This window comes from Haloferula sp. BvORR071, assembly GCF_000739615.1.
Lineage (GTDB): Bacteria > Verrucomicrobiota > Verrucomicrobiia > Verrucomicrobiales > Akkermansiaceae > Haloferula.
Window position 1 is genome coordinate 34,862 of the sequence record NZ_BATP01000016.1, and the last position, 21,327, is coordinate 56,188.

A 21,327-nucleotide genomic window follows, 5' to 3' on the forward strand; every position below is an offset into this window, starting at 1 on the left:
TTTAGGCGTCAATAAGCTGGGGAACTGGGACAATTGAGAGGTAGTCCGAATGGCAGTTCCGTGGAATATTCCTCCGTGGTCCACGTAAGTGGGGACCGCTTTTTCCCGTCACGATGCGTCTTGCCCTGATCCAAACTGCCTGGCTGCTCGCTCCGGCTGCGATTGCCGCTGAAGCGCCGCTGTCCTTCAACGAATCGATTCAGCCCCTGCTCTCCGACGCGTGCTATCACTGCCACGGACCGGACAGCGGGACGCGTGAACCGAGGACGATCCTTTGCGGCTTGATCGGAAGGACTATGCCTTCAGGCCGCGCAAGGATGGCAAGGCGCTGCTGGTGCCGGGCAAGCCGGAGGAGTCCGCGCTGATCAAGATCATCCACGAGACCGATCCGGAGAAGCGCATGCCGCCGCCAAAGGCGCACCGCCAGCTCAAGCCGGAAGAGGTCGCGCTGCTGGAACGCTGGGTGAAGGAAGGTGCGAAATATGAAGAGCACTGGTCCTTCATCGCGCCGGTGAAGAAGGTAACGCCTGAGATCGCGGGCGATACCTGGTCGCGCAATGGGATCGATAAGATCGTCCTAGCGAAGCTGAAGGAGAAGGGGCTCTCTCCTGCCCCGGCGGAAGATCCGCACACGCTGATCCGCCGCGTGGCGCTGGATGTGACCGGCTTGCTGCCGGATCCCGCGGATGTGGAAGCTTTTGCCGCGAACCCGAGTGATGCGGCATATGAGGCCTACATCGACAAGCTGCTGGCCTCGCCGCGCTACGCGGAGCACCGCGCGCGCTACTGGCTGGACTACGTGCGCTACTCGGACACGCACGGGCTGCACTTCGACAATCTGCGCTCGATCTGGCCTTACCGTGACTACCTGATCCGCTCCTTCCAGAACAACAAGCCCTTCGATCGTTTCCTGACCGAGCAGCTTGCGGGTGATCTACTGCCGGCGGCGAACATTGATGAGATGGTGGCGACGGGCTATATCCGCGCGAATGTCTCGACCAACGAGGGCGGGACGATTCCGGAGGAAGTGCAGGTCAACAATACGCGTGACCGCACGGAGGCCTTCGGTGCGGCATTCCTGGGACTCACGGTGGGCTGCTCGGCTTGCCATGACCACAAGTTCGACCCTACATCACAGAAGGATTTCTACAGTCTCTCCGCGTTCTTCAACAACACCGCGGAGAAATCCTGGGACGAGAACGTCCAGGATCCGCAGCCGGTGCTGAGAATCCCGGCAGCAGACAAGCTGCCCGAACTGGAGAAGGCGATCGCGGCGCGGCATGAGCCGGCGGCGAAATACGAAGAACTCAACAATCACGCCGAGGCCGACTTCCGCCAGGCCGTGGCCAGCGGACTGAAGGCGACCCCGGTCTCCACCGACGATTTAAAGGTCCGCCTGCGTTTCGACGAGGGCCAAGGCGACGTGGTGAAGAACAGCGCGCCAGGGGCAGATCCTGCCAGCTACAAGGTGGAAACCAATCCGCTGGTGTGGGGCGAGGACGCCTGGTTGTGGCCATCGATGCGGATGGACATCGCCAGCCGACTTGCCTTGCCGGAGGAGGGCGACTTCGAGTCCGATCAGCCGTTCAGCGCTTCCTTCTGGACGATGGCGCGACTGAAGACCGCGAACATTGACACCGGCACGGGCTCAATGCTTTCGCGCATGGGCGATAGCTCGCGCAACTCAAACCGCGGCTGGGATCTTTTCTACGAGGGCGGGAAGTTCATTTTCCACATGGTCCACCAGTGGCCGCAGAATGCGATCCGGGTGGAGAGCGCCCCCTTCGCGCGCGGTGAGTGGAAGCACGTGGGATTTACCTATGATGGTTCCGCGAAGGCAGCGGGCGTGAAGCTCTACGTGGATGGCCGCGAGGTGCCGCTGAAGGTGACGAACGACACGCTGCAGCCGGGCCAAACGATCCGCACGGATGTGCCGCTGCACGTCGGCCGGCGCGAGGACACGCAGCCGCTGCGTGAGACGCGGTATCAGGACCTGCGGCTCTATACCCGGACGCTGTCTCCCGAGGAATTCGCGCGCCTGCCTTATGAGGATGTGGCATCGGAGATTCTGGCGAAGCAGCCCGATCCGGCGAAGTGGTCGCAGGATGAGCGCTTTGTGGTCCTCAATCGCTGGTTCTTGGGCAGCGTGAATCAGGAAGCGGCGCGTCTGCGCGGTGAACTAGCCCAGGCGGATGCCGCGATCAACGAGATCACCAAGGGCGGCACGCCGACCTTGATCGCGCGTGAAAAGGCGACACCGGCGACGGCATCGGTCCTGAACCGCGGTGTCTATAGTGCGCGCAAGGAGCGGGTATATGCGCGGACGCCAGAATTCCTGCCGCCGATGGCTGCCGGGGAGACGCATGACCGCTTGGGACTTGCCCGCTGGCTCTTGCAGGCGGATCAACCACTGCTGGGCCGGGTGACGGTGAACCGGATGTGGCAGGAGATCTTCGGCACCGGCATTGTGGAAACGACCGATGACTTCGGGATCATGGGGATGCGGCCGAGCAATCAGGATTTGCTGGACTGGCTGGCGATCGAGTTCCGCGAGACCGGCTGGGACATGCGGAAGATGTACAAGCTGATGCTGATGTCCGCCGCCTATCGCCAAAGCAATGCGGCGACGCCGGACAAGATAGCGAAGGACGACAAGAACCGGCTGCTCTCACGCGGACCGCGCTTCCGCATGGATGCCGAGGTGCTGCGCGACAGCGCCTTGCAAGCCGCTGGATTGCTAGTCGAGAAAACCGGTGGGCCGCCGGTGAAGCCGTATCAGCCGCCCGGCGTGTGGGAAGCGGTGTCGATGCCGGAGTCGAACACCAAGGCTTACACCGCCGACACCGGGGAGAACCTGTATCGGCGCTCGATGTATTCCTTCTGGAAGCGCTTCGCTCCCCCGCCCTCGCTGGAGACCTTCGACGCGCAGGCGCGTGAAGTAGTTTGCACGCGTCGGGCACGGACGAATACGCCGCTGCAGGCGCTGGTGACGATGAATGACCCGCAGTTCGTGGAGGCGGCAAGAAAGCTGGCGGAGCGGGCGATCAAAGCCGCGCCGGATGATGCGGCTCGGATCCAGTTCATGGCGGAGGCGACGATTTCGCGGAAGTTGTCCGAGAAGGAAGTGCCCGCCTTTGCGAAGAGCCTCGAGAAGTTCCGCAGTTACTTCACAAGCAAAGCGGATGATGCCGCGGCACTGCTTACCACCGGTGATTCGCCCGCCGATGCTTCCATTCCTGCCGCGGAGACCGCGACTTGGACGATGGTGGCGAACCAATTCCTGAACCTCGACGAGTACGTCAACAAATGAAGCCTTTCCATCCATGCTCCGATTTTTCGGGCGAAGGACCCTCGGTTCTCGATCTTCCGGTGCCACATGCTGTGAAGCAGCGCTGGCTGGAGCTTGCCACGCGGCGCCAGTTTTTCGGCCGCTCGGGCAAAGCTTTGGCTTGGGCAGGCTTGGCCAAGCTGATGGGTAGCGGCCAAGCGCTGGCGTCGGGCGGTGAGCCCAGCGTGATGCTGCCGAACTTCGCGCCGAAGGCGAAGCGGGCGATCTACCTGTTCATGGCGGGCGCGCCGTCGCAGTTCGAGACTTGGGATTACAAGCCGGAGCTGGTGAAGCGCTTCGACCAGGATCTGCCGGAGTCGGTGCGCGGCGGGCAGGTGCTGACGGGGATGACGGCGTCGCAGTCGCGTTTCCCGATTGCGCCGAGTGTCTTCAATTTCCAGCAGCATGGTCAGGCTGGGCATTGGTGCAGTGAACTCTTCCCGCACACGGCGAAGGTTTCGGATGAGTTCGCGGTGCTGAAATCGCTGCATACGGAAGCGATCAACCACGAGCCGGCGATCCTGCTGGCGACCTCCGGCAACATGATCCAAGGCAAGCCTTCGATAGGAGCGTGGCTGTCCTACGGCCTTGGCTCGATGAACGAGGACCTGCCGACCTTTGTGGTGCTGACCTCGAAGCTGCCGCTGACGGTGAATATCCAGGCGCTGTCGTCGCGGCTCTGGTCTTCCGGCTTCCTCTCGCCAGAGCACGCGGGCGTGGCCTTGCGCTCCGGTGGTGATCCGGTGATTCACCTTTCGAATCCGAAGGGTGTGAGCCGTGAGTTGCGCCGCGCGATGATCGATGGCGTGAACGACATGAACCGCCAGATCGAAGAGCGTCTGGGCGATCCGGAGACCAACGTGCGGATTTCGCAATACGAGATGGCCTTCCGCATGCAGGCCTCAGTGCCGGAGCTGACCGATCTCTCCGGCGAGCCGGAGTCGGTGTGGGAAATGTATGGGCCGAAGGCCAAGGAGCCGGGCACCTATGCCTACAACTGCCTGATGGCGCGCCGCATGGCGGAGCGCGGAGTGCGTTTCACCCAGATCTTCCACCGCGGCTGGGATACCCACGGCGATCTTCCGAACCGCATGCGCATCCTTTGCGAGGACGTCGATCGTCCGACCGCGGCGCTGATCGCCGACCTCAAGCAGCGCGGTCTGTTAGAAGACACGCTGGTAGTTTGGGGCGGCGAGTTCGGCCGCACGGTTTACTCGCAGGGCGGCTTGTCCAAGGACAACTACGGCCGCGACCACCACCCGCGCTGCTTCTCGATGTGGATGGCTGGCGGCGGCGTCAAGCCCGGTGCCACCTATGGCGAGACCGACGAGTTCTCCTACAACATCGTGAAGGATCCGATGCACATCCGGGATCTGAATGCGACGATCCTGCATTTACTCGGCGTCGACCACGAGAAGCTCACCTTCAAGTTCCAAGGGCTGGAGCAGAAGCTGACCGGGGTGGAACCAGCGAAGGTGGTGAAGGAGATCTTGAGCTAAGCCGCGCCATTCCCACTGTCTCAATGCCCCGTCATGCTACGGCGGGGCAATGAGGCGGCCGATGGCGTCGATTTACGCGCTCGGTTTGGCCGGAGCGACAGAGAAGGTGCGCGTGAAAGAGCTGGCTTGCGCCGCTTAGGCCTCCCGGCATCTCTTCTCATCCCTCGACGAGCCCTTGTCTCAAGCTGTAGAATTCAGTGACTCCAGCCAGCTTCTCGGCCGTGAATGGGTCACCCCAAGCGTCGTCCCCTCTTTTCCCGCTGCGATTGTCAAACTCCAAGGGGCTCGTCGGGGGCGCTGCTATGCTCATGGCCAGAAGAAGTCGCAGGCACTCTCCGGCATACTTTCGTGGATCTCCCGTGTCTGCGCCATACATGTCGCAATAGCCCACTTCGGAACAGTTCTCCACCATTTGCCGGAAGACCTCGCGCACACCCACTGGAATCGAATGCATCAGGGATATTGGAAAATCATCCCCCAAGCCTGTAAGCTCAAGCGCCATGCCCTCTTCCCCCCAGTCTGGCAAGAACTCGCTGGAGGCCAGCCTGACCCGATGGGCGATGAATCGGTCGATCGATTCATGACGTATCGCCATTTCCTCGCAAAAGATTTTCAAGCAGACGGCTGCATAGACCTGCAACTGCCTGTTTGTGAATGAATCCAAGACCTTTGGCATCATCGTTAGAATACCGGTGAGACCTTATCACCACATTCGAGCTTTCCTCAATTTTCTTGCGAGGCGAGCGCGGATCGTAAAGAGGAAAGGAAAACCCTATCTCCTCTATCATGAGCCGAATCCCCTGCACGAAGTGTGGAGCAATGATTCTCCCCGCGACCGCCAATGCCAACGGCGGCCTCTGCATGCCGTGCTCCCAAGGCCGTGGCAAGTGCGAGCGCTGCGGCATCTCGATGTCCAGCGCCCGCGGGGACGGCCGTTTCATCTGCTACGAGTGCAGCACCACGGAGAAGATCGCGGCCCTGCCCTTCCTCGACGCGGACTGGAAGAAGGTTGAAGACGTCGACTGGAGCCGTATTGCCTCGAACTATGAGTTGTTCGGCCGTGACTTGCTCCGCCTCCATGCCGCCCGGCAAGGCGCGGATCCCGCGTATGGGATGGTCTTCCAGCTTTCCCAGAACGGGGTTCTGGATATCCACATCAATACGCAGGAGGGCATCGCCGGGATCCCTGCGAAGATGCGGAGCATCGCCAACTGGGGGAAGGAACTCACGGATGAGGGCTGGCTGGAGAAGATGGGGCTGTGGTACACGCCCTCATGGAGATACGACTCCATCGGCTGCACGCTTAAGTCGGAGTTCGCCCCGATCGAAGATTTCCACTACCGGCTTCACGAGGTTTTGAGCGGGGCTGATGATGACCAGGAGCTGGTGAGCAAAAAGTTCGACGAAGCCCGTCTGGCAGCCGTCGCTGCGATTAAGGCCTCTCCGCAATACGCCGCCATCCCGAAGACCGCGGACTTCCGCTGCCAAACAGCCGACGATGACGGGCTTGATTACGATACCAAGCAACAGCTTGGAGCCTGAGGGGAGTATCCGTGCTGCTTGCGAATCGACGGCAGCATATAAAGGGGGGAGTGCTCCGAAACTTCTTCCTTCACGGCTTCCCGTTTCCATCGAAGCTTACCCGAATGAATCTCCGTGCATCTCTTCTCTTCGCCTCGCTCGCGGGGTGCTTTCCGCTGCATGCGGAGGAACCCCTGGCTGACCTCATCGCGCGGCTCGGAACCACCGCCGACGAGGGCAAGGGGATCAACGAAGCAGAACAAGAACTGGCCAAGGCCATCGCCCCCCACAATACCGCCGCCGCTGATCTTCTGCTTCCCCTGCTGAAGTCGGACAACAAGGACGTCAGGCAGCTTGCCGCCTACTGCCTGTTTGAGCTTCCCGCGGGCAGTCTGCTTGAGCGGCACCTGCCCGCCTTGACGAAGGCCTGCCGCGAGGAACGCGGATGGCTGCCGCATGCGATCGCGGACATCGGTTCAGACGCCGCCCTCGCCTTCCTCGCAGCGGAGTTCCGGCGGGAACCACAGACCCACGCCCAGATCGACCATGCCTTGATCCACACCGCGCCCCGCTCCGTGCCTCACTTGTTGCACGAGTTAGCGGTGGCAGAGGAAGGAGACACCAAGTTCCTCGAAACGCTGCCGGCCCTGTGGCCTGAGATGGCCGCGAATGCCGCTGCGGCAGTGGAGCCCTTGCTCGCCATGGCGCGCGACGACGCCGCTCCGCTCTTCCGCAGACAATGTGCCATCGCCTCCCTGGGAGCCATCGGGCCCGCCGCAAAGGCAGCCCTTCCCCCGCTGAAAGCTTTGGCGGAAGCCAACCCGGCGCTAGCGGATGCAGTCCAGCAGGCCATTCAAAAACTCAGGGACAGATGATGCGGCGGCACTCCTCTTGCCCGCCAGCTATCTGGACAGCGGCGGCGATCCGGTGGAGAAAAAAGAAATGACAGGCTTCCGCGACGACTCCCGGCCAGCCGCTGCGTAGGAAGATGGCATCATGAAATCCCTGCGTCTCCTTCTCTTCCTTCTCCCCGCCCTCGCCTCGGCCCAAGAAACGATTGAGAAGCTGGACCCGGCGCTGGATGATATCCTCGCGCCGGACACCAAGGTGGAGACGCTGTGCAGCGGCTTCGATTGGGCGGAGGGACCGGTGTGGGACGAGAAGGAGCATCGCCTGCTATTCTCCGATGTGCCGCGCAATACGATCTACCAGTGGAAGGAGGGCGACAAGGAAGCCTCCGTCTACATGAAGCCGTCGGGCTTCACCGGCGTGGGCAAATACTGCGACGAGCCGGGCTCGAACGGCTTGGCGATCGACGAGAAGGGCGTGCTCTTCTGCGCCGAGCACGGTGACCGGCGGATCTCCTACCTGACGCCGGGCGGGGGCAAGCGGACCTTGGCGGACAACTTCAACGGCAAGCGCTTCAACTCGCCGAATGACCTGGTGATCGCGAAGGACGGCAGCGTTTTCTTCACCGATCCTCCCTACGGCCTGCCCGGGCGGGAGAATGACACCCAATTCAAGGAGCTGCCCTTCAATGGCGTCTTCATGAGCACGCCACAGGGAGTGGTGTCACTGGTGACCCGTGACCTCGACCGTCCAAATGGAGTGGCGCTGTCGCCGGATGAGAAGATTCTCTACGTGGCGCAGTCGCATGGCCCCGCACCGATCATCATGGCCTACACCTTGGCCGCGGATAAGAGCGTCGCGGGCAGCAAGATCTTCTTCAATTGCAAGGAGCTGAAGGGACCGGGCGCGCCGGATGGGATCAAGGTGGATTCCAAGGGGAATGTGTTTTCGACGGGCCCCGGGGGATGCCTGATTCTGAATCCGGAGGGGAAGCTGTTAGGGCGGATCCTGTGCGGGCGGCCGACGGCAAACGTGGCCTTCGGCGAGAGCGGGACGAAGCTCTACCTGACTTCCGATGACCGGATTTTGAGAGTGGCGCTGAAGCGGTGAGCGCAGCCTCCCCCGATCAGGGTGACTCGGTCACGATGACTCGATAGTAACGACAGCCGCCCGGGGCAAAGCCAGTGTCTTGCCACTGCTTCACGGAGCCGTCTCCCGTGATCTGTGGCGAAGTGATGGGCCAGGTTTTCAAATCGTCGCTGGCTTCGACACGATAGCTCCGGCCCGTGCTGGTGGCGAAATTCACGTCCGCTCCCGATCCATTCGTCACCACATCCCACGCGTAGCGGTCCTGCTGGAGTGGGTTCTTGTCGAAAAGATACTCCTCCATGGTGTTCATGCCGTCGAGGTCGTCATTGGCGTCGTCCGCCACGTCGGCACTTCCGAAGTGAAGGACCTTCCAGTCGTGGTAGCCGTTCGAAGCGGCGGCACTCGCCGTTGCGGAGGGGGTGGACTGTTCACTGCCGTTGAGAGTGATGGCGCGGTACTCGTAGGTGGTTCCCGTGGCCGCCGTCGTGTCGTTGAAATCGAGGACCGCGGCACCTGTGGTCCCTAACAGAGCCCAGGTCCCGGCTCCGATCCGACGCTCAACGCGATACCCCGTCTCCACCGTGGAATTGTCACTCCAGTGGAGGTGGATCGCATTCAGAGAGGGCGATGCTGTCAGGCCGAGCGGCGGCCGCGGCTTCACTGGGCCGGCGTTGTGCCTGTAGGTCTTCCACGTGGTGGCATTGCTCGCCGAAGTGGCGATGCGTCCGGTGTAGGTGGCCGAGACATTGGTTCCATCGTCCGCGATGTCCATGATGCCGTAACGCTGGGGGCCCTCGCTCACGCCACCGGAATAGGGCCCTCCCTTCTCTGAGCCGTCACGCGTGAGCGCGGCGGCATGGAAGACCGGAATCCGCACGCCCGCCACATAGCTATCCGTTGCGCGGCCATCGTCGTAGGCCAGTGCATGCATGTCTCCGGAAATGATCACCACATTGCGGATGTCCTGATCGCGGATGAATTCCAGCAGCTCCTTGCGCTCGACGCTATAGGAGCCCCAGTTGTCGCGCACCGAGCCGACCTGGATGAATGGCACGCCGCTCATCCACACGATCAGTGGTACCTCAGCATCGCGTGCCGCCACGAGCTGATCCTTGAACCACTGCTTCTGCACCGGGCCCATCATCGACTTGTTGGCATTGTCGGTGTCCGAGTCGCGGTTGCGGTCGGAGCGCAGATCGGAGAGAAGGAAACGGACCCGCCCGCAGGTGAAGGCCTGATAGATCGCTTCATTCGGCCCACCCGCCGGCAGCGGGTAGTGCGGGACCAGCTCGCGATAGACCGCGCGGCTCGCGCGGCGGCCGTTGCTGGTCTTGTCGGAGGTGTTGCCGGAGAAATCGTGGTCGTCCCAGATGTAGGCAGTCGGCAGCTTGCGCACCATCTCGCCCATTTCCGGGCTCAGGGTGATCGAGTTGATGATGTTCTCGCGATAGGGTTGCTCGTTGTCCTCGTCGGTGTCCTCATAGTTGAAGTCGCCCATGTGGATGAAGAAGCGCGGGTTTTCCGTGAGGATCTTCTGGTGCACATATTGTCCGTTCTCGTGCCAATCCCCGCAGGAGGCGAAGCAGAAGCGGAACGAAGTCGGCCCGGGGAGCGGAAAGGTGCGAAAGGTTCCCGTCTTGTCCGCCGCCGTCTCCAGCACCCCGCCGACCTCAAGCGCGTAGTAGTACTGGGTATCCGCCGTCAGGCCGCTGAGATCGACCCGCACATTGTTTCCCGTAACGGCCGCAGAGGTGACCGGAGCCGAAAACAGCGGATTGCTGAAATCGGGGACAGTCGAAACCGCCAGCCGCGCCTGCAAGCCGGGGCCCGTGAGATGGGCGGTAGCCGCGATCGATTGGTGCGTAACTGCACCGCACCAAGGTCCGGCGGCAACAGGGGAAACCGCCTGCGAAGGCGAGATAGCGGCAGCGAAGAGCGCCACCGCGGTGGGGAACCGGGATCTCATGAATACGGGATGGGGGGATGGCTCGGGGGGGACCATCCACCGGCAGAAGAACCGGTGTGAGGCTTTCACAATGGCGCTTTGCCGCTCTCAATCAAGCGCCGATCGCCCGGGCTACTCCTCCCGTGCTTTTTGCAGCGCAGCGCGGATCTGGTCCGGCGCCACGTCCTGGAGAGTATTGTGCCGGCCGCCGGGGATCTCCGTGTAGCGCACCACCGAGGGTGTCTTCTCCGCCAGCTCCCGCGACATCCGCACCGGAATCGCTTCGTCGTCGGCCCCGTGGAGGATGAAGACCCCTGCCCCACCCTTCTCCGCCATTTCCTGGAGCCGCGCCCGGTTGTCGAAGCGGTGCCAGACGAGCCAGCCCAAGTTTACATTAAACATCGCCTCGGTCATGTCCATGGTGCTGGTGAAGGGCGCGAGCAGCACGCCGCGACGAATGTCGTATTCCTTCGCGCCCTCCAGGCAGACGGCAGCACCCAGGCTGTGGCCGAAGAAGCGCAGTCTCTTTTGATCGGCGGGGAGCGACCAGCCCAAGGCCTCCATCCCGGCGGGCACCACGGCCTTGAGGTTATTCCGGATCGTCCCGGGACTCGGCTTGCCCGCGCAGCCACCGTAGCCCGGCATGTCCATCAGCAGCCAGGCATCCTGCTCCGGGCCGTGCTCGCGGAGCCAATCCGACCATTCGAGGGCCAAGGTGCCGTTGCCTCCACAGACCAGCCAGAGGTGCTCCGGTTTCGCCGTCTTCGAGAGCAGGTAGGCCTGCTGCTTCCCTTGGGCGGTGGTGTAGTCGATCACCCGGGTCCCCGGCTCTGCATCCCAGTTCGCCACGTCGCCCGCGCCGTAGGGCCGGGGAAAGTAGATCAGCTTGCTCTGGCAGCCGGCAAGCAGGCCTAAGGTACCTACGGTAGGGACGACGGTCCAAAGGAACATATGGCGAAGAAAGCGGCGGACCAGCGACATGGCAGGAGAAGAAGAAGAACCAAGAGAGTGAGGGATCAGGCGCGGCACCGAAAATCGAAAATCCGATGGCAAACATCGTTTCTCTGAATGGAGAGCCTACCTTTTCGGAGGCGGAGGAATGCTGACACTCCTGCTTGCGAGAATGCCCGCGGCCCGCTTGTATCCTTTTTGCATGAAAATTCCGCTCCTTTCCCTCCTCCTGACCTTGCCGCTCGCCGCGGATGAAATTGCCGCCGTCGCAGACATGAAGGCCGCCGCGGATGCCTTCCTCGGCTCGCTGGATGAATCGAAGAAGGCCAAAGCCCTCTTCCCCTTCGACTCCGACCAGCGCGAGAATTTCAAGTTCACCCCGCAAGTCCGCACCGGCCTGCCCTTCAAGGAAATGGACGAAAAGCAGACGGCCGCAGCCAAGAAGCTGCTCGATACCGCCCTGAGTGATAAGGGCAAGCTCAAGGCCAGCCAGATCATGATCCTGGAAAGCGTGCTGGCGGGGATCGAGCAGAAGCCGGAATATCGGGATAACACCAAGTACTACATCTCGGTCTTCGGCACGCCCGGTGACGAGAAGGGCTGGGGCTGGAAGTACGAGGGCCACCACTGCGCGCTGAACTACACCGTCGTGGGTGGCAAGGAGATCGCGGTCACACCGTCCTTCTTCGGCGCCAATCCCGGCGAGGTGATGGAGGGCGAGCACAAGGGCCTGCGGGTCCTCAAGGCCGAGGAAGAACTTGGCATGTCACTGGCCAATGCCCTGCTCGAAAGCGGCAAGAGCGCCGTAAAATTCAGCGACAAGGCGCCGAACGAAATCCTGACCGCCGAGAACCGCAAGGCCACCGCGCTGGAACCAGTCGGCGTCCTCGCCTCCGAAATGACCGATGAGCAGAAGAAGGCCCTGCGCACCTTGATCGCCGAATACACCGGCCGCCATCGCGAAGCCCTTGCGGAGGACGACATGAAGAAGATCGACGACGCGGGCTTCGACAAGATCCGCTTCGGCTGGGCTGGCGGCACCAAGCGCGGCGAAGCTTGGTACTATCGCGTGCAAGGCCCGAACTTCCTGATGGAAGCGGCGAACACGCAGAACAACGCGAATCACATCCACGCCACATGGCGGACCTTCGAAGGAGACTTCGCCCGCGACTTCATGGCGGAACACTACAAGCAGCACGAGAAAGACGGGGGCGAGCACTGAACCGCCGTGCGCTACTCGCTGCTGCTTTCCATTCTAGGCGTCCTGCTTGCGCTTCTGGGCCTGCAGGCAGGATGGCCATGGAGCATTCCACTCGTGTGGTTGGCGCTGAATTTCGTGGCCCTTGGCGTTGCCCATTCCCGCGGCGGCCACGGTATCTTCGGCAAGCGGCCGGATGGCACCCTTCGGTGGTGGAGCTGGGTGCTGTTCCTGCCGCTGCTGCTTTACACGGCGGCGGTGTGGCATCTTATCCGGCTGATCAGCCGCGAGGCGGCGGTCAACCGCCTAACAGAGCGGATCGCGATCGGCCGTCGTCTCCTGCCCGGGGAATTGAAGGAGAGCTTCTCCAACCATGTCGACCTCACCGCGGAGTTTCAGGAGCCCGACGCCTACCGCAGCAGTGCGGGCTATTTTGCCTTTCCAATTCTTGATGCGGCTGCGCCGAACCCCGAGCACTTGGCGCAGGCGATTGAAAGCCTGAAGGAGGGGCCGGTCTTTATCCATTGCGCCCAAGGCCATGGCAGGACCGGACTCTTTGCCTTGGCCTTGCTGCTCTCCTCCCGCGCGGTGGGATCGCTCGATGAGGGACTCGATCTTCTCGCCAAGGCCCGCCCGGCGGTACGCCTGAATCGTTCGCAACTTGCATGTGCCCGCGCTTTCGCAGCACTACACAAGGAGCCCGATCCCTCGTCATGAAGCTTCGCTGCATCCGATGCTCTCTACCGCTGTTAGCTTTCCTGCTAACGGTGGCCGGTGCTTCCGCGCAGCAGTATCCCTTCCCCCAGCACATCCTCTACACACCGGGGACGATCCTGCCTTCGAACTACACGCAGGCCCAGCTCGATGGAGATGTGCGCGCCTTCTACGACTACTGGAAGCAGAGCTACCTGAAGACCGCTGGAACCACAACGGACGGCCGCACGATGTATCGGATCGCCTTCGGGAAGTCCGGGGCTGGCGCAAATGCCACGGTTTCCGAAGGCCAAGGCTACGGCATGCTGATCCTGCCGCTGATGGCCGGGCATGACCCGGCAGCGCGGACGATCTTCGACGGGCTCTATGAGTTCGCCCACGCGCACCCCAGCCCGGGCGACGGGCGATTGATGGATTGGAAGATCCCGCGCGATGCGAGCGCGGGTGGCAGCAGCGCCTTCGATGGCGATGCGGACATCGCGCACGGGCTCATCCTCGCCCACGCGCAATGGGGCAGCGGCGGGACCGTGAACTACGCGGCTGCGTCTAACACTTGGCTGGCGGGAATCCTCGCTTCGACCATCGGGCAGACGAGCCGCTTGCCCACGCTGGGCGACTGGGCCTCACCGACGAGCGGCAAGCAGTATGAACCGCGTTCCTCCGACCTGATGCCCGGTCACTTCCGTGCCTGGGCGCGGTATTCGGGGAATCCGGTGTGGAATACCGTGACCGCGAATTGCTCCGCGGTGGCGACGGCGATCCAGGCGAATCACAGCGCGGCGACCGGCTTGCTGCCGGACTTCATGATCAACGCTAACCCGCTCAGCGCGGTGAAGCCCGCTGGGCCGAACTTTCTGGAGAGCGAGAACGATGGCTCCTACTACTACAATGCCGGGCGAGTGCCGTGGCGCCTCGGCGTGGACGCGCTTTTGAATGCCGAAGCGACGGCGTCCAAAACGCAGGCCGCAAAGATCGCCGCGTGGATGAAGACGAAGGCTGGCGGCAATGCGGCGAACATCCGCGCGGGCTACAAGCTGGATGGTAGCAATATCTCCGGCAACGACTACGAGACGACCTTCTTCATCGCGCCGATGGGCGTGGCTGCCATGCTCGATTCTGCCAACCAGGCATGGCTGAACTCGATCTACGCGAAGGTCCGCACCACGCATGAGGATTACTTCGAGGACACGGTGAACCTGCTGTGCCTGATCGCGATGAGCGGCAACTACTGGGACCCGACCACCGTTGACCAGCAGCCCGGGTTGATCCGCCGTCACGTCTTGCCACCTGATGGCCGGATGCAACTCGAGAGCGCCCGGCCGGAGCAAGTCGTGGTCTTCACGGTGAATCCCGCGGCGGGCCGCTATGGCCTGGTGCTGGAGCGGACCAGTGACTTTGGCGCGTGGACGACCTTGGCGACGCGGGCGGCCGGGGCTGCGAACTTCCAAGCCGCGGCTGACGTGACGGTGCTAAGCCAGACCAGCCCGGTGCGGATCCGGGATGGCTCGGCCGGGGCCGGGGCGAGCCACTTCTACCGGGTGAGGATTGGGAATTGAGAGGAAGGCAGGCCATGAACAATCAAGCCGAGGATGGTCCTGGACAAATCGATGACGCCGAAGTCCTGCGGCGCGAGATCCAGATGGATTCGGGTGCGGTGCATACCATCTCAGAAGAAGAGTTTCTGGCTCGGGTCGGTCGTGCACGCCCGAGGGAGAAGTCCAGCCCAGCCCCTCACTGCGGGCCCTCTGACCAAGGGAGTGGGGTGAACTCACCTAGAACTTGGACGGCGGGATCCGGGTGACACCGCCCAAAAAGCGGCGATTCTCGCGCGCACTCCAAAAGCGGCTGCGCCGCTAAGGGGAGCACGGTTCTTGATCGGGGCGGGCGGGGCAAACTCCCCCGAAATTTCCGCGAAAGATTCCCCCGATTCTTGGTAAGACTGGGTGGAGATGTCCGCCGAACCGCACAATGCCGAGGAAAGAATCGTGGGCCTGATCGCCCGGCACCAGCCGGAGATCCACCGCTACATCCTCTCCCTGCTGCCGGACCGGATGCTGGCGGACGATGTAGTGCAGGAGACGAATCTGGTCCTGTGGCGCAAGGCGGCGGATTATGATCCGTCCCAGCCCTTCCTGCCTTGGGCCTTCACGATCGCCCTTTACCAAGTGAAAGCGGCCCGCCGGGACGCCGGCCGCGACCGCCATGTTTTCGATGATTCGCTGGTCGAGATTCTAGCCGCCGAGGGCCGCGAGGCCGAGTCCCACGGCGGAGACCTGGAAAAGGCACTGGAGAGCTGTCTGCAAGAGCTTCCGGAAAAGCAGCGCCAGCTGATCCTCGCCCGCTACGCCCCCGGCAACTCGGTGCAGGCCTTGGCCGCCGAGCGCAGCCAGACGCCCACCGCCCTGTCCCTGACCCTCATGCGCATCCGCAAGGCGCTGGAAACCTGCATCGAGCGCAAGCTCGCCCTGCCATGACCGAGGACCGCTTGGAATTGCTGCTGCACGCGCTCTTCGAGGAAGCCCTCGATGAGGCGGGGCGGGCGGAGTTGAACGAGCTGCTGCTTGCCAGTGCGGACGCGCGGGCTCGTTACCGCCGCGCGACCGCCCTTCACTCCGCGCTTTTGAGGAAGGCAGCCCATCCCTCCTATTTTGGAGCCCCGGTGGAGGCCTCTGCCGAGGCCAGGCTTGTCCCCTTCCGGAGAGGCCGTTGGCTCGCAGCCGCAGCGGGGGTCGCCTTGCTTGGCTCTGCGGCCGCAATTTTCATGACCCGCCCGCGCGGCCCAGTGGCAAATGTGCTGGAAGCCCAGGATGTCGCATGGACGGAAGGCTCCCCCTCCCCGGCTTCCGGCCGCGTGCCGGTGGCCACGCCGCTGGAGTTCACCCGCGGCTTCGTGAAGCTCGGCTTTCCCAGTGGTGCCAGCGTCGTGCTGGAAGGCCCCTGCCGCTTCCGCCTCGATGAGAAGGAAGCGCTCTCCGTGATCCATGGCCGCGCCTCGATCCACACCCCGAAGGGTGCCCAAGGCTTCCGGATCGATACCCCCGGTGGTCGCTTCGTCGATCTTGGAACGGAGTTCGGCCTCGCGGTCGGCAATGATGGCGCGGATCCGGTGGTGCTCACCGAGGTCTTCAAGGGCGAGGTGGAGATCCAGGCCACGCCGCGGGATAGCACCCGGCTCACTGTCGGCGAAAGCCGCGCGCTGGTCCGCGAGTCGGGCAAGCCAAAGCTGCTCGCTGATCTCGACGAATCGCCGGTGGCCCTCGTCAACCACGCCCACGATTTGCCGCAATCGAATGGCGAGGAAGGCAACCTCGCCCTCGGCAAGCCGGTCTTCAGTCCCGGTTACTGCACCCGGCCGCACGGCTCGGTCTTCCCGCCTGACAATCTAACCGATGGCCGGCTGAACGACAGCGGCGTGCCCGGCGACTGGTCCTTCTGGCTCGCTCCGGATGGTGAGGATGGCGAGTTCACCGTCGATCTTCTGGCATTACAGACGGTTGGCCGGATCGAGCTGCAAAATACCAACAACCGCGGCATCGACGACCGCGGGACGGCGGCCTTCGAGCTCTTGGGTTCGCTCGACAACAAGAACTTCTTCCCGCTCGTCACGGCGGAGCTATCCCGCGTCACTGCGGCCAAGGGTGAGGCCTATCCCTTCCAGCCCTTCAGCTTCGATCCGGTGGAGCTCCGCTATGTGAAGATGGTGGTGAGTGCGCACTACCGCAATGAGAAGCGTCCCTCCAATCATCCCTGCCAAGGTGGAGGCCTGAACGAAATCCGCATCTTTTCGAAATGACCCGGCTGCTCCCAAGTCACGGCCCCGCTCTTGCGGCGATCCTCCCCTGCCTCGCCATCGTGCCCGCGCGGGGGGCGATCGACTTCGCGCATGAGATCCGCCCGATCTTCAATGCCCACTGCACCGCCTGCCACGGTGGAGTGAAGGAGGCAGGTGATGTCTCCTTCATCTATCACGACAAGGCGCTCGGCAAAGGCGAATCCGGCAAGCCGATCATCGTGCCCGGAGATCCGGATGCCTCGGAGGTGATGCTGCGTGTCACCTCCGCCGATCCGGACGAGGTGATGCCGAAGCCCGAGCACGGCCCGCCCTTGGCAAAGAAGGAGATCGATACCCTGCGCCAATGGATCAAGGAAGGCGCTGTGTGGGGCGAGCACTGGTCCTTCGTCGAGCCCAAGGCCTCGCCCGCACCCGCCGTGAAGGATGCGACCTGGCCGCACAATGATATCGACCGTTTCCTGCTCGCGCGCATGGAGCGCGAGGGCCTGCACCCCTCCAAGCCGGCCGACAAGGCCGCCCTGCTGCGCCGCGTCTCGCTCGACCTGACAGGCCTGCCACCCTCGCTCGAAGAGCTCGATGCCTTCCTCAAGGACAACTCCGCGGACGCCTATGACAAGCAGGTGAACCGCCTGCTCGCCTCGCCGCGCTTCGGGGAGCGTTGGGCCAGCGTCTGGATGGACCTCGCCCGCTATGCCGACTCCGAAGGCTTGGGCATCGATAGCCGCCGCGACGTCTGGAAGTACCGCGACTGGGTCATCTCCGCTTTCAACCGCGACCTGCCCTACGACCAATTCACCGTCGAGCAACTTGCCGGCGACCTAATCCCGAATGCGACGATCGACCAGCGGATCGCCACCACCTTCAGCCGCCTCAGCCAGGCCAACAATGAAGGCGGCACCGATGATGAAGAGTTCCGCGTGATTGCCACCATGGACCGGGTCAATACCACCTGGGAGGTCTTCCAAGGGACGACCATGGGCTGCGTGCAATGTCACAGCCACCCTTACGATCCGATCCAGCACAAGGATTACTACCGCTTCCTGGCCTTCTACAATCAGAGCGTGGATGCCGATGTGCCGGAAAACCATCCGGTGATCAAGGTACCGCTGGACCCGGCAAAGTATGCGGAAGCCGGAGCGCTGGAAGAAAAGATCAGCAGCTTGGAGGAACAGATTTTCCAGACCCGCAAGTCACTGGATTCCCGCACCCGCTGGCTCACGCCGCGGGAAATGAAGGGCAGCAGCGAGAAGGCGGTGCTCGAGATCGTGAAGCAAGACGGTTTGGCGGAGTTCCGCACCGTCGGCAATGTCGCCGCAGGGGCGGTGCACACGCTGGATATTCCGATTCCCGGCGGGCTCACGCATTTCAATGCGTTGAAGGTGGAGGTCCGTCCGGTGGATGAGGCCAAGGCGATTCACACACCGGAGTGGGGCGCGATGATCCGCAAGTTTGAGCTGCAGGTGATCGCCGCGGACGGCACGGCGACGCCGGTCCCACTGGCAGAAATCGTGGCGGATGAAGCGCACCCGATCTTCGATCCCAATCTCTCGATCAAGGGTTCCAATGAAGGCTGGGGCCAATACACCAAGATCTTCAAGCCACGCCATGCCGTGCTCGTTCCCGCGGCTCAGGTCGATCTGCCACCCGGCTCGACCTTGCGGGTCGTCCTCGCGCATTCCACCAGCTCGGCGGGCGGTGCCTATCCCCTGATCGCCAAGCGCGGCCGCATCGCCATCAGCGATGACACGGCTTGGACCACTCCGGACAACGCGGTCGACCGGCTGAAGGCAGATCTCTCCGCCGCCCGCAAGGCCCTCAAGGCAATCCCCTCCACCACCACCCCGGTGATGGAGGACCTCCCGCCGGAGCTTGCCCGCGAGACCCGCCGCTTCATCCGCGGCAATTGGATCGACAAGGGCGAGGTGATCGACAAGCCCGGCACGCCCGCGGTCTTCCCGCCGATGGACCCGAAGGCCAAGCCGGACCGTCTGGCTATGGCGCGCTGGATCGCTTCGCAGAAGAATCCGCTAACCGCCCGCGTAGCGGTGAACCGCTTCTGGCTGGAGCTGTTTGGCGTGGGCATCGTGCCGACTCCGGAGGACTTCGGCTCCGCCGGGGAAAGGCCGACTCATCCGGAGCTGCTGGACACCCTCGCGGTACGCTTCGAGACGGACATGAAGTGGAGTGTGAAGTCCCTGCTCCACGAGCTGGTGAGCACTGCCGCCTATCAGCAGGACTCTGCCATCCCGACCACGCTGGCCGAGCGCGATGCGGACAACCGTCTGCTTGCCCGCGGCCCGCGCCAGCGCCTGACCGGCGAGATGGCCCGCGACAACTCGCTGGCGGTCGCCGGCCTGATCCAGCAGCGCGACGGTGGAGCGCCGGTGAATCCGCCGATCCCCGATGGCGTGTGGCGCCCCTTCGACTCGGGCGACAAGTGGATGACTCCGGAGCCCGGCAGCCCCGACCGCTACCGCCGCGCCGTCTACACCTACTGGAAGCGCAGTATTCCCTACCCGACCTTCGCGACCTTCGATGCGCCCTCGCGCGAGCTGTGTTCGAAGCGCCGCATCCTCTCGAACACGCCTCTGCAAGCTCTCGCCGTGCTCAATGACCCCGCCTTCAACGAATGCGCCAAGGGCTTGGCCCGCCGCATGAAGTATGAAGCGCAGGGTGACGTGAAAGAGCGCCTCGCCTTGGGCTATCGCCTCGCCACCTCCAGACCGGCAACGCCGGACCGGATCGAGGATCTGAACGCCCTCTACACCAAACTGGAGAAGTCCTACGCCGCGGATCCGGCCTCGATGCAAGGCATGGCCGGCACCCCGGATGGCGCGGCCTATACCGTGGTCGCGTCCGTCCTGCTGAACCTTGATGAAGCGCTGATCCGATAGGACCGGCATCTGAACATTCACTTTTCTCTCCCGCCATGTTCCAGCAACTCCAGACCGAGAAGCTCCAACACATCACGCGCCGCCGCTTTCTACGCGATTGCCCCGCTGGCATTGGTGCCTTGTGGATGGCGACCCAAGGGCTGTCCTCGGGTGCGGGCCGCCTGAAGATCTCGCACGATCCCTCCGCGCCGCTCGCGCCCTTGCTGCCCTCCTTCGCGCCCAAGGCGAAGCGGGTGATCTACTTGCACATGGATGGCGCGCCGAGCCAGCTTGAGCTCTTCGACTACAAGCCGCAGCTCGTCCGCTACAATGGCAAGGAGTGCCCGAAGGAATACCTCGAAGGCCAGCGCTTCGCTTTCATCCAAGGCGTGCCGAAGATGCTCGGACCGCAATTTGAGTTCAAGCAACACGGTCAGAGCGGGGCCTGGGTCTCCGACCGCTTGCCGGAATTTTCGAAGCACGTGGACAAGGTCTGCTTCATCAAGACGATGCAGACCGACCAGTTCAACCACGGCCCGGCCCAGCTACTCCTGCACACCGGCAACCAAAACCTCGGCTACCCCGCGATGGGCTCCTGGCTGACTTGGGGTCTTGGCACGGATAACCAGAACCTGCCTGGCTTCATGGTGCTGATCTCCGGCGGACGTTTCCCGCGAGCCGGTGCCTCCCTCTGGGGTAGCGGCTTCCTGCCCTCCGTCTATCAGGGCGTGCAGTGCCGCTCGATGGGCGACCCTATCCTCAACACGGCCAATCCACCCGGAGTCAGCCGCGACATCCGCCGCGCCGCGCTCGACACCCTCTCCAAACTCAACACCAAGGCCCACGAGGACTTCGGCGATCCGGAGACGATCACCCGCATCGCCCAATACGAGATGGCCTACCGCATGCAGGTCTCGGTGCCGGATGTCATGAGCATCAAGGATGAGCCCGCGCACATTCACGAGATGTACGGCACGCAGCCGGGGAAGGATTCCTTCGCAAACAACTGCCTGCTCGCCCGCCGCCTCGCGGAGTCCGGCGTGCGCTTCATCCAGCTCTTCGACTGGGGCTGGGATTCCCACGGGTCGAATGCCGGCGAATCTCTCACCGATGGCTTCGTAAAGAAGTGCAAGGACATCGACAAGGCGATCGCCGCCCTGCTGACCGACCTCGATCAACGCGGGATGTTAGAAGACACCCTGGTCGTCTGGGGCGGTGAGTTCGGCCGCACTCCGATGCAGGAAAACCGCGGCGGCGGTGATGGCAACAAGTTCACCGGCCGCGACCACAACCCGAATGCCTTTACCATCTGGATGGCCGGTGCCGGCGTGAAGCCAGGCTTCACCTACGGCGAAACCGATGAAATGGGCTACCACGTCGCCCGTGATCCGGTCCACCTCCGCGACCTGCACGCAACCATGCTGAACCTCTTCGGCTTCGACCACCAGCGGCTGTCCTATCCCTTCCAAGGGTTGGAGCAGAAGCTCACCGGGGTGAAGCCGGCGAAGGTGGTGAAAGGGATCTTGGCCTGACCGGTGTCCCCCTTTTCTGCCAGGCAGCAAAGGGC

General features: G+C 63.1%; 15 protein-coding genes. 12 read left to right on the forward strand and 3 right to left on the reverse strand.

The window, feature by feature from the left end; translation table 11 throughout:
* Positions 1-274: 274 nt before the first annotated feature.
* Positions 275-3,310 carry a DUF1553 domain-containing protein gene (locus tag BV071_RS07620; RefSeq protein ID WP_052573025.1) on the forward strand — a complete coding sequence of 1,012 codons (3,036 nt, stop codon included), beginning with the start codon at positions 275-277 and terminating at the stop codon, positions 3,308-3,310.
* A complete protein-coding gene (locus BV071_RS07625) occupies positions 3,307-4,827 on the forward strand; it encodes a DUF1501 domain-containing protein (protein WP_081885857.1) in 1,521 nt (506 codons plus the stop codon). The genes BV071_RS07620 and BV071_RS07625 overlap by 4 nt, the downstream gene beginning before the upstream one ends.
* A 157-nt stretch (positions 4,828-4,984) precedes the next feature.
* Here BV071_RS07625 and BV071_RS32645 read toward each other — a convergent pair whose 3' ends face one another.
* Complete coding sequence (locus BV071_RS32645; protein ID WP_052573026.1) at positions 4,985-5,506, reverse strand: hypothetical protein; 522 nt, start codon at positions 5,504-5,506, stop codon at positions 4,985-4,987.
* A 107-nt stretch (positions 5,507-5,613) separates the two neighbouring features.
* On the opposite strand from BV071_RS32645, the gene BV071_RS07635 reads away from it, so the two are divergent.
* From BV071_RS07635 to BV071_RS07645, 3 genes are all read left to right on the forward strand, one after another.
* The gene (locus BV071_RS07635; RefSeq protein ID WP_265594192.1) at positions 5,614-6,369 is read left to right on the forward strand and encodes a hypothetical protein; all 756 of its coding nucleotides are present in this window, start codon (positions 5,614-5,616) and stop codon (positions 6,367-6,369) included.
* Positions 6,370-6,473: 104 nt separating this feature from the next.
* A complete protein-coding gene (locus BV071_RS07640; protein ID WP_035604477.1) occupies positions 6,474-7,223 on the forward strand; it encodes a hypothetical protein in 750 nt (249 codons plus the stop codon).
* Between the two features lie 121 nt (positions 7,224-7,344).
* Complete coding sequence (locus BV071_RS07645) at positions 7,345-8,307, forward strand: SMP-30/gluconolactonase/LRE family protein (RefSeq protein ID WP_035604480.1); 963 nt, start codon at positions 7,345-7,347, stop codon at positions 8,305-8,307.
* 16 nt (positions 8,308-8,323) lie between these two features.
* Here BV071_RS07645 and BV071_RS07650 read toward each other — a convergent pair whose 3' ends face one another.
* Both BV071_RS07650 and BV071_RS07655 read right to left on the reverse strand, forming a co-directional pair.
* Entirely contained in the window at positions 8,324-10,252 is a 1,929-nt protein-coding gene (locus BV071_RS07650) for an alkaline phosphatase D family protein (RefSeq protein WP_265594193.1), read from the reverse strand.
* Between the two features lie 111 nt (positions 10,253-10,363).
* Positions 10,364-11,182 carry an alpha/beta hydrolase gene (locus BV071_RS07655; RefSeq protein ID WP_035604486.1) on the reverse strand — a complete coding sequence of 273 codons (819 nt, stop codon included), beginning with the start codon at positions 11,180-11,182 and terminating at the stop codon, positions 10,364-10,366.
* A gap of 202 nt (positions 11,183-11,384) precedes the next feature.
* Here BV071_RS07655 and BV071_RS07660 point away from each other — a divergent pair, with 202 nt between their 5' ends.
* The 7 genes from BV071_RS07660 (at position 11,385) to BV071_RS07690 (ending at position 21,292) form a co-directional block, all read left to right on the forward strand.
* Positions 11,385-12,404, forward strand: coding sequence for a DUF3500 domain-containing protein (locus tag BV071_RS07660; protein WP_035604495.1), 1,020 nt, complete (start codon positions 11,385-11,387; stop codon positions 12,402-12,404).
* Positions 12,405-12,410: 6 nt separating this feature from the next.
* Entirely contained in the window at positions 12,411-13,097 is a 687-nt protein-coding gene (locus BV071_RS07665) for a tyrosine-protein phosphatase (RefSeq protein ID WP_052573027.1), read from the forward strand.
* On the forward strand, positions 13,094-14,650 hold the full coding sequence (locus BV071_RS07670) for a glycosyl hydrolase family 8 (protein WP_265594194.1): 1,557 nt from the start codon (positions 13,094-13,096) through the stop codon (positions 14,648-14,650). The genes BV071_RS07665 and BV071_RS07670 overlap by 4 nt, the downstream gene beginning before the upstream one ends.
* A 393-nt stretch (positions 14,651-15,043) precedes the next feature.
* Positions 15,044-15,568: a sigma-70 family RNA polymerase sigma factor gene (locus tag BV071_RS07675; RefSeq protein WP_035604502.1), complete on the forward strand. Its 525-nt coding sequence runs from the start codon at positions 15,044-15,046 to the stop codon at positions 15,566-15,568.
* The gene (locus BV071_RS07680; protein ID WP_035604506.1) at positions 15,565-16,887 is read left to right on the forward strand and encodes a discoidin domain-containing protein; all 1,323 of its coding nucleotides are present in this window, start codon (positions 15,565-15,567) and stop codon (positions 16,885-16,887) included. The genes BV071_RS07675 and BV071_RS07680 overlap by 4 nt, the downstream gene beginning before the upstream one ends.
* The gene (locus BV071_RS07685) at positions 16,884-19,781 is read left to right on the forward strand and encodes a PSD1 and planctomycete cytochrome C domain-containing protein (RefSeq protein ID WP_052573029.1); all 2,898 of its coding nucleotides are present in this window, start codon (positions 16,884-16,886) and stop codon (positions 19,779-19,781) included. The genes BV071_RS07680 and BV071_RS07685 overlap by 4 nt, the downstream gene beginning before the upstream one ends.
* A gap of 35 nt (positions 19,782-19,816) precedes the next feature.
* Complete coding sequence (locus BV071_RS07690) at positions 19,817-21,292, forward strand: DUF1501 domain-containing protein (protein ID WP_035604508.1); 1,476 nt, start codon at positions 19,817-19,819, stop codon at positions 21,290-21,292.
* Positions 21,293-21,327 lie beyond the last annotated feature (35 nt).